At 70.3% G+C, this 11,703-nt stretch carries 9 protein-coding genes; 7 read left to right on the top strand and 2 right to left on the bottom strand.

Features of this window, described 5'->3' with window-relative positions; all coding sequences use genetic code 11:
- Positions 1-167 precede the first annotated feature (167 nt).
- Genes yajC through U5C87_RS15050 form a run of 5 tightly spaced genes read left to right on the top strand, consistent with a single transcriptional unit; the run spans position 168 to position 6,494 of the window.
- The gene (yajC, locus tag U5C87_RS15070) at positions 168-536 is read left to right on the top strand and encodes a preprotein translocase subunit YajC (protein ID WP_330473343.1); all 369 of its coding nucleotides are present in this window, start codon (positions 168-170) and stop codon (positions 534-536) included.
- A gap of 7 nt (positions 537-543) precedes the next feature.
- Entirely contained in the window at positions 544-2,463 is a 1,920-nt protein-coding gene (gene secD, locus U5C87_RS15065) for a protein translocase subunit SecD (protein WP_330473342.1), read from the top strand.
- Positions 2,460-3,614, top strand: coding sequence for a protein translocase subunit SecF (gene secF / locus U5C87_RS15060; protein WP_330473341.1), 1,155 nt, complete (start codon positions 2,460-2,462; stop codon positions 3,612-3,614). Before secD ends, secF begins: the two co-directional genes overlap by 4 nt.
- 41 nt (positions 3,615-3,655) lie before the next feature.
- On the top strand, positions 3,656-4,180 hold the full coding sequence (locus tag U5C87_RS15055; protein WP_330473340.1) for an adenine phosphoribosyltransferase: 525 nt from the start codon (positions 3,656-3,658) through the stop codon (positions 4,178-4,180).
- A gap of 28 nt (positions 4,181-4,208) precedes the next feature.
- Positions 4,209-6,494 carry a RelA/SpoT family protein gene (locus U5C87_RS15050; RefSeq protein WP_330473339.1) on the top strand — a complete coding sequence of 762 codons (2,286 nt, stop codon included), beginning with the start codon at positions 4,209-4,211 and terminating at the stop codon, positions 6,492-6,494.
- Positions 6,495-6,567: 73 nt separating this feature from the next.
- Here U5C87_RS15050 and U5C87_RS15045 read toward each other — a convergent pair whose 3' ends face one another.
- Both U5C87_RS15045 and U5C87_RS15040 read right to left on the bottom strand, forming a co-directional pair.
- A complete protein-coding gene (locus U5C87_RS15045; RefSeq protein WP_330473338.1) occupies positions 6,568-8,523 on the bottom strand; it encodes a DUF349 domain-containing protein in 1,956 nt (651 codons plus the stop codon).
- Positions 8,520-9,374 (bottom strand): peptidylprolyl isomerase, encoded by an 855-nt coding sequence (locus U5C87_RS15040; protein ID WP_330473337.1) that lies wholly within the window; start codon positions 9,372-9,374, stop codon positions 8,520-8,522. The genes U5C87_RS15045 and U5C87_RS15040 overlap by 4 nt, the downstream gene beginning before the upstream one ends.
- A gap of 226 nt (positions 9,375-9,600) precedes the next feature.
- On the opposite strand from U5C87_RS15040, the gene U5C87_RS15035 reads away from it, so the two are divergent.
- The gene (locus U5C87_RS15035) at positions 9,601-10,302 is read left to right on the top strand and encodes an MBL fold metallo-hydrolase (RefSeq protein ID WP_330473336.1); all 702 of its coding nucleotides are present in this window, start codon (positions 9,601-9,603) and stop codon (positions 10,300-10,302) included.
- A gap of 29 nt (positions 10,303-10,331) precedes the next feature.
- On the top strand, positions 10,332-11,657 hold the full coding sequence (gene hisS, locus U5C87_RS15030; RefSeq protein WP_330476700.1) for a histidine--tRNA ligase: 1,326 nt from the start codon (positions 10,332-10,334) through the stop codon (positions 11,655-11,657).
- The last annotated feature ends 46 nt before the right edge of the window (positions 11,658-11,703 follow it).

Here is an 11,703-nt window from a genome sequence, read left to right as displayed (position 1 = left end):
GAGTCGGTCTGACAAACTGCACCGGCGCACGTAGACTCCTGCGGGCACCATCGCCGCTGCCGCGGCACCATCCGGTGCCCTTGGTCGTTGACGCGACATCCGACCCGATCGACGGGCGTGGCGCGCATGTGCACCGACCGGACGAAGACACGAAGGACTGAGCTGACATGAACAACAACGGGACTTTCTCGTTGCTGATTTTCGCCCTGCCCCTGCTGCTGCTGGGCTGGCTGTTCTTCACCCAGAACAAGCGGATGAAGCAGATGCGCGACTTCAGCTCGGCGCTCAACGTCGGCGACCGCGTCGTCACGTCGTCGGGGATCTACGGCACGGTCAAGCACCTCGACGACGCCAGCGCCTGGCTCGAGGTCGCCGAGGGCACCACGATCCGGATCGACCGCCGCGCCATCGCGATGAAGCAGGCCGACACGGACGCCACGGACGGCACGACCGCGACGAACGCGAGCACGGCCACCGATGTCGCGTCGGACGACGCCCCCGGCACCACGCCGGGCTCCCAGCAGAACGGTCAGTGAGGGTTTCGTGGCACGCAGCTCCACCAAGAAGTCGGCGAGACGCAGCCTCCTGGCGCTCATCGTCGTCATCCTCGGCCTCGGCGCACTGACCGCCGGCCTCGCCAAGTGGGGCGACGGGTCGATGACTCCGCGCCTCGGCCTCGACCTCGAGGGCGGCACGGAGCTCGTGCTCCAGCCGCAGCTCAACGGCACCGAGACGATCAGCGAGGGCCAGGTCAACCGGGCCGTCGACATCATCCGCCAGCGCATCGACGCCAACGGCGTCTCCGAGGCCGAGATCACGACCCAGGGCGGTCGCAGCATCGTCGTGTCGATCCCCGGCCAGCCGACCGCCGAGCAGCTCGACGCGCTGAAGAAGCCCTCGCAGCTGCGCTTCCGCGCGGTCTACGTGCAGGCGCTCGACTCCAACGCCGCGCAGGTCAACCCGAGCGGCACGCCGACCGGCACCTCGACCGGCACCCCCACGGGCACGCCCTCGGGCACGGCGACGAGCACCGGCACGCCGAAGGCGACCACGACCCCCTCGACGTCCGCCACGGCGCAGAACGGCGTCGTCCCCGACGCGCTGCGAGCCGCCACCACGCCGGCCACCCCGACCGCCACGCCCACCGGCACTCCGACCGGTACCGCGACCACGCCGGCTCCGTCCGCGACCGAGACGGCCCCGGCGCCGACTCCGGCCGAGACCGAGGCCGCGGTCAAGGCCCAGGCCAGCACCGGCCTCGTGGGCCTCGGCTGGGACAAGGTCAAGGCCGACGCGGCCGCGGCCAAGGTCGCCAAGGAGTACGTCGCGCTCAACTGCGGCAAGCCCGGCGCCATCGACGCCGTCAAGGACGACCCGGCCCAGCCGATCGCCACGTGCGGTGAGGACCGCATCACCAAGTACGTCCTCGGCCCGAGCGAGATCGACGGCAGCGAGATCGCCGACGCGACGAGTGGCTACCAGCCCGGTCCCAACGGCCAGCCCACCTCCATCGTCGAGGTCGCGCTGTCCTTCAAGGACGCCGGCAAGGCCAAGTTCGCCGCCGTCACCAAGCGCCTCTACGGCCTGCAGTCGCAGCCGCCGCTCGACCAGTTCGCCGTCGTGCTCGACAAGGCCGTCATCACGGCGCCGCAGGCGCGGGCCGTCATCACCGACGGACGCGCGTCGATCACCGGCTCGTTCACCATCGACTCGGCCAAGCAGCTCGCGGAGCAGCTGAAGTTCGGCGCGCTGCCGATCTCGTTCGCCCTGCAGACCCAGGACAACATCACGCCACAGCTCGGTGAGGAGCAGCTGCGCATCGGACTGCTGGCCGGCTTCATCGGCCTGCTGCTCGTCGTCATCTACTCGCTGATCCAGTACCGCGCGCTCGGACTCGTCACGGTGGCCTCGCTCGTCGTGGCCTCGGTCATCACCTACCTCGCGGTGACGGTGCTCGGGACGACGCACGGCTTCCGCCTGACGATGGCGGGGGTGACGGGTCTCATCGTGGCCATCGGTGTCACGGCAGACAGCTTCATCGTCTACTTCGAGCGCATCCGTGACGAGGTGCGCGACGGTCGTCCGCTCGTCGCCGCCGTGGAGACCGGCTGGAAGCGCGCCCGACGCACGATCATCGCGGCCGACGCCGTGAACTTCATCGCGGCCGGCGTGCTCTACTTCCTGGCCTCGAGCAACGTCCGTGGCTTCGCCTTCACCCTGGGCCTCACGACGCTCATCGACCTCGTCGTCGTCATGCTCTTCACCCACCCGATGGTCCAGCTGCTGGCCCGCACCGAGTTCTTCGGCAACGGGCACAAGTGGTCGGGTCTCGACCCGCAGCGCCTCGGCGCGAAGGAGTCGGTCCGCTACCGCGGGCGCGGCCAGTTCGGGGCACCCGGCGCCCAGCGCCCGCCCGCCACCGTGGGCTCGGCCCGCGTCGCCGATGGGAAGGCAAAGGCATGATCAACTTCGCCCAGGTCGGCAACGACCTCTACACCGGCAAGCGCTCGATCGACTTCATCAAGCGCCAGAAGACGTGGTACGCCGTCTCGGCGGTCCTCATCACCCTGGCCCTCGTCGGCATCTTCGTCCGGGGCCTCAACTTCGGCATCGAGTTCAGCGGTGGTTCCGAGTTCCGCGTGCAGGGCGTGACGAACAGCCAGGGCTACGAGGAGAAGGCCCAGTCGGCCATCTCCCAGGCCGGCATCGAGGGCAACGTCATCTCGACGATCGTCGGGCAGGACACCGTCCGTGTGCAGTCCGAGGCAGCTTCCGACCGCACGGACGAGGCCAGCGCCGCCCTTGCGAAGGAGTTCGGCGTCGACAAGGGCGCGGTCAGTGCCTCGCTCATCGGCCCGAGCTGGGGGCAGTCGGTCAGCCAGCAGGCGATCCGGGGACTCATCGTCTTCCTCATCCTCGTGACCATCGTCATGGCCCTCTACTTCCGCACGTGGAAGATGGCCGTCTCGGGACTCGTGGCGCTGCTGCACGACCTCGTCATCACGGTCGGGATCTACGCCCTCTTCGGCTTCGAGATCACGCCGTCGTCGATGATCGGCTTCCTGACGATCCTCGGGTACTCGCTCTACGACACCGTCGTCGTCTTCGACAAGGTGCGCGAGAACACGACCGAGGCGTTCCGCACCAAGCGCATGACCTACTCGGCGGCGGCCAACCTCGCCGTCAACCAGACGCTGGTGCGCTCGATCAACACGACCGTCGTCGCGCTGCTGCCGATCGCGGCCGTGCTCTTCGTCGGCTTCACGCTGCTGGGTCCGGGCACGCTGCTCGACCTGTCGCTCGCGCTCTTCATCGGCATCGCGGTCGGCGCCTACTCCTCGATCTTCATCGCGACCCCGTTGCTCGTGGACCTGCGCCGCAACGAGCCAGCCGTGCGTGAGCTCGAGAAGTACGTCGCCCGGCACGGCGTCAAGCCGCACGTGCCCGCTCCCCAGGGTGCGCTCGAGCCGGCCGTCGTCGGCGCCGACACCACGGGTGCGGCCGCCGACGCGGCGAGCCCGCTGCAGGCCGACGGATCGCCCCGCCCCGTCCACAAGTACGCCCAGGCGGGACCGCGCAACCAGCCCAAGCGCGCCCCGAAGTCGCGACGCTGACCCGTCGCGACACTGAACGATCCACCACCTCAGGAGACGGCGTGAGCCAGATCAGTGACCTCGTCGCGAGCAAGCTGCGCGACATCCCGGATTTCCCGAAGCCCGGGGTCCTCTTCAAGGACTTCACGCCGCTCATCGCCGATGGCCCCGCGCTGGGCGAGCTCACGCGGGACATCGCCAAGCGCTATCAGGGCCAGGTGGACGTCATCGTCGGCATCGAGGCGCGCGGTTTCATCCTCGGTGCCGCGGTGGCCTACGAGCTCGGCCTCGGCATGGTCCCGGTGCGCAAGGCCGGCAAGCTGCCGGGGGAGACCCTGAAGGAGTCCTACGCCCTCGAGTACGGCACGGCAGAGATCGAGGTGCACACCGACGCCTTCGAGCCGGGCCAGCGCGTCCTCGTCATCGACGACGTCCTCGCGACCGGTGGCACCGCCGAGGCGACGGCGCTACTCGTCGAGCGGGCCGGCGCGAAGGTCGCCGCGATCGAGGTCGTCCTCGAGCTCGGCTTCCTCGAGGGACGCAAGCGTCTCGCCGACCGGCCGGTCAACGCCATCCTCACGGTGTGATCTCGGAAGGACCGCCTAGACTCTCTTCATGAGCGAGGACGTCCGCAACGAGCTGTCCACCCCGTCGCGGGTGCGCGCCCGTTTCGCGCGTTTCGGAGCCACCCGGCCGGCCGGCAACCCCGTGCTCGAGCCGCTCATGACGGCGGTCCGCCAGAACCACCCGAAGGCCGACCTGTCGGTCATCGAGCGGGCGTATGCCGTCGCCGAGCACGCGCACGAGGGCCAGATGCGCAAGAGCGGCGACGCGTACATCACGCACCCGCTCGCCGTGACCACGATCCTCGCCGAGCTCGGCATGACCCCTCCCACCCTGGCGGCGGCGCTGCTGCACGACACCGTCGAGGACACGGCATACGGCCTCGACGAGCTGCGACGCGACTTCGGCGACGAGATCGCGATGCTCGTCGACGGGGTGACCAAGCTCGACAAGGTCACCTACGGCGAGGCCGCGCAGGCCGAGACGGTGCGCAAGATGGTCATCGCGATGGCGCGTGACATCCGGGTGCTCGTCATCAAGCTCGCCGACCGGCTCCACAACGCGCGCACGTGGCGCTACGTCAGCCCGGAGTCGGCCAAGCGCAAGGCCAACGAGACGCTCGAGATCTACGCCCCGCTCGCGCACCGCCTCGGCATGAACACCATCAAGTGGGAGCTCGAGGACCTCTCGTTCGCGACGCTCTACCCGAAGGTCTACGACGAGATCGTGCGCCTCGTCGCCGAGCGCGCCCCGGCCCGGGAGGAGTACCTCGCGGGGGTGCGCAGCCAGGTGACCGAAGACCTCACCGCGGCCAAGATCAAGGCCGTCGTGACGGGCCGGCCCAAGCACTACTACTCCGTGTACCAGAAGATGATCGTGCGGGGCCGCGACTTCGAGGAGATCTACGACCTCGTCGCGGTCAGGGTGCTCGTCGACACGGTGCGCGACTGCTACGCGGCGCTGGGCGCCCTCCACTCGCGGTGGAACCCGGTCCCGGGCCGGTTCAAGGACTACATCGCGATGCCGAAGTTCAACATGTACCAGTCGCTGCACACGACGGTCATCGGCCCGCAGGGCAAGCCGGTCGAGATCCAGATCCGCACGCACACCATGCACCGCCGCGCCGAGTACGGCGTCGCCGCGCACTGGAAGTACAAGGACCAGAGCAACGGCGGCGGTCCCGCGCGACCCGGCGAGATCACCCCGCAGAACGACATGGCCTGGCTGCGCCAGCTGCTCGACTGGCAGCGCGAGACCGAGGACCCGGGCGAGTTCCTCGACTCCCTGCGCTTCGAGATGGGCAGCAGCGAGGTCTACGTCTTCACGCCGAAGGGGTCGGTCGTCGCGCTGCCGATGGGCGGCACGCCCGTCGACTTCGCGTATGCCGTCCACACCGAGGTCGGCCACCACTGCATCGGCGCACGCGTCAACGGCCGGCTCGTCCCGCTCGAGTCGACGCTCGAGAACGGCGACGTCGTCGAGGTGCTGACGTCCAAGGCCGACGGCGCCGGGCCCTCGCGCGACTGGCTCCAGTTCGTCAAGAGCCCGCGGGCGCGCAACAAGATCAAGCAGTGGTTCTCCAAGGAGCGCCGCGAGGAGGCCATCGAGGCCGGCAAGGACTCGATCGCCAAGGCGCTGCGCAAGCAGAACCTCCCGCTCCAGCGGCTCATGAGCCACGAGTCGATGACCGCCGTGGCGACCGACCTGCGCTACCAGGACATCGAGGCGCTGTATGCCGCCGTCGGCGAGGGCCACGTGTCCGCGCAGCACGTCGTGGGCAAAGTCGTGGCCTCGATGGGCGGCGTCGACGGCGCGACCGAGGACCTCGCCGAGGCGACCGTCCCGACGCGGGCCGCGAGCCGCCGCAAGCCGGGCGACCCGGGCGTCGTCGTCGTCGGCACGGCCGACGTGTGGGTCAAGCTCGCCAAGTGCTGCACGCCCGTGCCGGGTGACCCGATCATCGGCTTCGTGACGCGCGGCAACGGCGTCTCGGTCCACCGCGTCGACTGCACCAACGCCGACCAGCTGACCGCCAACCCCGAGCGGCTCATCGACGTCGAGTGGGCGCCGAGCTCGGCCAGCGTCTTCCTCGTCCAGCTCCAGGTCGAGGCCCTTGACCGCAACCGGCTGCTGAGCGACGTGACCCGCGTGCTGTCGGACCAGCACGTCAACATCCTGTCGGCGTCGGTGCAGACCTCCCGCGACCGGGTGGCGATCTCGCGCTTCACCTTCGAGATGGGCGACCCGGCCCACCTCGACCACGTCATCAAGGCCGTCCGCAAGATCGACGGCGTCTTCGACGTCTACCGCGTCAACGGCGGCAAGTCGACGATGTGACGGGGACGCACGAGAAGGCCCGCCCGGCGAGTTCGCTTGCCGGGCGGGCCTTCTCGTGTGACTGCTGTTTCGGTCAGCCGCCGAACTCGGCGACGCCCGCGCGGGCCTGGTCGAGCCAGACCTGACGTGCGTCGAGGGCCTCACGCGCCTTCTTGATCTTGCTCGCGTTGCCTGAGGCCTCCGCCTTGGCGAGGTCGTCCTGCAGGTCGGCGACGGCGCGCTCGAGCTGGTCGACCATCGCCCGGGCGCGGGCCGCGACCTCGGGGTTGCTCGACTTCCAGCGGCGGTCCTCGGCGTCACGCACGGTCTGCTCGACCCGGCGCATGGCCTTCTCGACCCGCTCCATGTCGGAGCGCGGCACCTTGCCGGCGGCATCCCACTTGTCCTGGATGACGCGCAGCTGGCCCTTGGCCTTCTCGAGGTCGGTCACGGGCAGGATCGCCTCGGCCTCGACGAGCAGGGCCTCCTTGACCGTGAGGTTGCCACGGTACTGCTCCTCCTCGGCAGCGACGACCTCGTCCTTGGCGGCGAAGAAGCTGTCCTGGGCCGCCTTGAAGCGGGCCCACAGCTTGTCGTCGTCTGCCCGGCTGGCGCGCCCGGCACGTCGCCACTCGTCCATGAGCCGCTTGAACGCACCGGCGGTGGCAGCCCAGTCGGTGCTCGTCGCGAGCTTCTCGGCCTCGGCGACGAGCCGCTCCTTGGTGCTCTTCGCGTCGGCATGCTGCGCGTCGAGGCCGGCGAAATGGCTGCGGCGGGCCTTGTCGAACCCGTTGCGGGCGGCGCTGAAACGCTGCCAGAGGTTCGACTCGGTCTCGCGGTCCAGGCGCGTCGCCGCACGCTGGTGCGACTTCCACTCGTCGAGCAGCTCGCGCATGCGGGCGCCGCTCGTCTTCCACTGGATGCGGTTCTCGGGCTGGCCCGCGATGGACTCGGCCTCGGCGACGATCTTCTCGCGCTCGGCCGTCGCTGCGGCCCGGGCCTCGGCACGGTGCTGCTGCTCGACGTTGCGCTTGGCCGCGAGGCCGGACTGGATCTCGTCGAGCTTGGTCGCGAGCGCGTCGAGGTCACCGACGACCGTGGCGTCCTTCACCTGGGCTGTCAGCGTCTTGAGACCCTCGGCGACGTCCTTGGACGGAACCTCCGGCTGGGAGAGGCGCTGCTCGAGGAGCACCGCGGACGCGAAGAGCTCGTCGTACTTGCGGGCGAAGTAGGTGAGCGCCTCCTGGTCGCTGGCGCCGGGGTAGGAGCCGACCTCGCGCTCCTCGCCGTCCTTGGTGCGCACGAAGACGGTGCCGTTCTCGTCGACCCGTCCGAACGCCGCCGACGCGGAGTGGTCGGTCAGGATCGGGGCCGGCGCGGCCGGCGTCACCGTGGGGTGCGGCACGGCCTTGGCGAGCGCCGCCGGCGTCGGGATCGACGACGGCTTGGGGATGCTGGCCGGTGACGGGGCGGCCGGGGTCGCGTCGGCTTCGGCGTCGGTCGTGGCATCCACGCTGGCGTCCGGGGCGGCGTCAGGTGCAGTGTCGGGGGCGGTGTCAGCGACAGCGGCCTCGACCGTGTCACCGGCCTCCGTGCTGCTCACCGACGCGACACTGTCCGCGGTCTCCGTGGCGGCTGCGGCGGTCTCGTCGCCCTCCACGGCGACGGGCTCGGCTGCTACCTCGGCGACGGGCCCTGCTGCTTCCTCGGCGACGGGCTCGGTCCCGGCGGCCTCGACGGACTCGGGCTCGGTGACAGGCGCCGGAGCCTCGGCCTCGGGCGCCGTCCCGGCAGGGACGGCCTCCGCGGGCGACGTCGCCTCGGACGCCTCGGTCACCTCGGTCGTCTCTGCCACGTCGGCGTTGTCGGCTGCGGGGACGACGGCGGGCCCAGCAGCGGGCTCGGCAGCGGGGTCAGAGGCGGGCTCGGTGGCCGCCGTCGCCTCGCTCGTCGCCTCGGCCTCCGGCGTGGCGTCATCCGCCGTGGGGTTGGTCGCCACCGCCTCGGGCTCGGCGGTGTCGTCAGTCTGGGGGTGCTGGATGTCGGTCATGCCTTCTTCTCCGTCACGCTGACGCTGAGGATGCTGATCGGGGAGACGGGGGTACCGTCCGTCGGGCTGGGGGGCAGCGCCTTGTTGGCCGCAATCTTCTCAACGATGTCGAGGCCCTTGGTCACCTTCCCGAAGATCGTGTAGCCACCGCCGTCGGTGGGCAACTGGGTTTCCTTGTAGGTGATGAAGAACTGGCCGCCGTTGCTGTTCGGGTCCTGGGTGCGGGCCATGGCGAGCACGCCGGGGGCGTACTTCCCGTCCTTGGGGGCGTTCTCGATGCCGAAGGTGTAGCCGGGGCCACCCTGGCCGGTGCCGGTGGGGTCACCGCACTGGAGGACGTAGATGCCCTCGGTGGTGACGCGGTGGCACGGGCTCGGGGCCCAGAAGCCGGTCTTGGCGAGGTTGATGAACGACGCGACCGTCTGGGGTGCCTTGGCACCGTCGAGCTCGAAGGTCAGGTCGCCGCACGTCGTCTTGACGGTCGCGATGAACGTCTTGCCGGCAGCGGTCGCCTTGTCGGGGACGTCCTTCTGCTGCTTCGGGGTGGTCTGGTTGGCCGGGGGAGCCGTGCAGCCGGCCGCGAGCTTCTGGCCCTCGGCGAGCCCTCCGGAGGACGTCGGCGTGGCCGTCGCGGTGCCGGCGGGGGTCGTCGACCCGGCCGCGGGCGTGGCGCTGTCGGAGCTGCCGACGATCTTGGGCACGACGATGACGGCAGCGATGATGAGGATGACCGCGAGGATCACACCGAAGACCTGCTTGTCGCGCGTCGAGTCGCCCACCGGCGGCTTGGCGCTCTTCTGCTGCTCCTCGTGGCGGCGGCGCGCACGTGCGCGTTCCTGCTCTTTGGTCACGAACCTCTCCTCGTACGGGCCACATGGGCGGTCCCCGGGCGTCCGGTCATTTTATGGAACGACGGTCTCGCCGTCGCAGCGGGACGGGTCACGAGTCCGTGACATCTCCCCGCGTGCGCGCGCAATTGCGTCGGCGACGTCGCCGCACGGCATACCTACCCTCTCGCGACGTCCACCGAGGGCGTATGCCGGGTGCCCGAGTCCGCGTCGTCGCTAGGCTCCCAGCGTGCTGACCATCGCGTTCCCGGCCCAGGCATTCGACACCAACTGCTACGTCCTCGCCCCGCAGGCGGGGGAGGAGTGCGTCATCGTCGACCCGGGCATCGGCGTCGAGGAGACGCTGCGCGAGGTCCTGGCGCAGCACCGGCTGCGGCCCTCGGCGGTGCTGCTGACCCACGGGCACGTCGACCACGTCTACTCCGTGACGCCGGTCTGCGGGTCCGACACGGCGGCCTACATCCACTCCGACGACCGCTACCGGCTGCACGACCTGCTCGGCCGCAGCAACCCCGGGCTCATCGCCATGCTCGAGCAGCAGTTCGGCACCGCGGCCACGTGGACCGAGCCGACCAACGTCGTGGAGATCACGGACGGCACGCGTCTGACGCTGGCCGCCATGGAGTTCGACGTGCTGCACGCCCCGGGACACACCGAGGGCTCGGTCATGTTCGGCATCGACCGGGTGCCGGACGGGATCCGCGAGCAGGTCGACGTCGACCGCACCATGGTGACGGGCGACGTGCTCTTCGCCGGCTCGGTCGGCCGCACCGACCTGCCGGGCGGAGACCCGGCCGCGATGCAGCGCAGCCTGCGTGACGTCGTGCTGCCGCTGCCCGACACGACGCTCGTGCTGCCCGGGCACTACCAGGCCACGACGATGGCCCACGAGCGAGCCACCAACCCCTACCTGAAAGACTTGCGCGCGTGAGCACCCCGCAGCCCAAGGCCGTCAAGGTCATGCCGATCAGCGGCTTCCCCGAGTACCTCCCGTCCGAGCGCATCGTCGAGCAGCGCTTCCTCGACGTCATCCGCGAGACCTTCGAGCTGCACGGCTTCTCCTCGATCGAGACGCGGTCCATCGAGCCGATCGAGCGCCTGAGCTCCCAGGGCGAGGACGCCGACAAGGAGATCTACGCGGTCTCCCGCCTGGCCGGCGGCGGCGACGACGACGCCCGCTGGGGTCTGCACTTCGACATGACCGTGCCGTTCGCGCGCTACGTGCTCGAGAACGCCGGCAAGCTCGCCTTCCCGTTCCGGCGCTACCAGATCCAGAAGGCGTGGCGGGGTGAGCGCCCCCAGGAGGGTCGCTACCGCGAGTTCACGCAGGCCGACATCGACGTCGTCGACGTGGGTCAGCTGTCGCCTCACTTCGAGGCCGAGATGCCGCTCGTCATCGCCGACGTCTTCAGCAAGTTCCCGGTCGGCGAGTTCGTCATCCAGGTCAACGACCGCAAGATCCCCAACGGCTTCTACCAGGGCATCGGCATCACCGACGTCATCGGGACGCTCCGCATCGTCGACAAGCTCGACAAGATCGGCGCCGACAAGGTCAAGGCCCTGCTCGTCGAGTCGGGCACGACGGCCGAGCAGGCCGACCAGTGCCTCGCCCTCGCAGCCATCCGCTCGACCGACCTCGGCTTCGTCGAGCAGGTGCGGGCCCTCGGCGTCGAGCACCCGCTTCTCGAGGAGGGGCTCGAGTCCCTGGCGCGCGTCATCCGCACCGGGATGGCCCACGCGCCGGGCAAGCTCGTCGCCGACCTGCGGATCGCCCGGGGCCTCGACTACTACACCGGCACCGTCTACGAGACCCAGTTCGTCGGGCACGAGTCCTGGGGCTCGTTCTGCTCCGGTGGCCGCTACGACGCCCTCGCGAGCGACGGGCGCACCACCTACCCCGGTGTCGGCATCTCGATCGGGGTGACGCGCATCCTCGGCCTGCTCGTGGGGCGTGGGCTCGTCACGGCCTCCCGGTCGACGCCGGCTGCCGTGCTCGTCGCACTGACCGACGACGAGTCCCGCGAGGAGGCGGTGGCCGTCGCCACGGCACTGCGGCGGCGGGGCATCGCGTGCGAGGTCGCTCCCTCGGCGGCGCGCTTCGGCAAGCAGATCCGCTACGCGGACCGCCGCGGCATCCCGTACGTCTGGTTCCCCGGGACGGACGGGTGCGCCGACGAGGTCAAGGACATCCGCTCGGGCGAGCAGGTGCCGGCCTCGGCCGACTCGTGGACGCCCCCGGCCCAGGATCTCACCCCGCTCGTGACCCGCACCGACGTCGAGAGCTGAGCACCGGCCCGGGCCGTCCTGGTCCGCTCCGCCCTCCGCGGCGGCG

It is taken from the genome of Terrabacter sp. C0L_2, assembly GCF_036352015.1.
Taxonomy (GTDB): Bacteria; Actinomycetota; Actinomycetes; order Actinomycetales; family Dermatophilaceae; genus Terrabacter; species Terrabacter tumescens.
The sequence above is the reverse complement of the archived record's forward strand: the minus strand, read 5'-3'. Positions and strand labels throughout refer to the sequence as shown.